Here is a 260-nt window from a genome sequence, read left to right on the forward strand (position 1 = left end):
GTGTGAATCAGGAGGAAAAATAATGCGTCAGACATTTATGGCAAATGAAGCAAACATTGAACGCAAATGGTATGTTATTGATGCTGAAGGAGAGACTCTCGGCCGTCTGTCTTCAGAAGTTGCATCAATCCTGCGCGGTAAATATAAAGCAACTTACACACCACATGTTGATACTGGTGATTATGTAATTATTCTTAATGCAGGTAAAATTGAATTGACTGGTAACAAAGAACAGGACAAAATCTATTACAGACATACAG

Annotated in this window: 1 protein-coding gene; it reads left to right on the forward strand. The window is 37.7% G+C overall.

Annotated features, from left to right (window positions below; all coding sequences use genetic code 11):
• Positions 1 to 22: 22 nt before the first annotated feature.
• A partial coding sequence (gene rplM / locus ACTFO6_RS19040) for a 50S ribosomal protein L13 (protein WP_439935905.1) occupies positions 23 to 260 on the forward strand: 238 nt, incomplete at its 3' end.

Source organism: Pelomicrobium sp. G1 (assembly GCF_051905455.1).
GTDB lineage: Bacteria > Pseudomonadota > Gammaproteobacteria > Burkholderiales > UBA6910 > Pelomicrobium.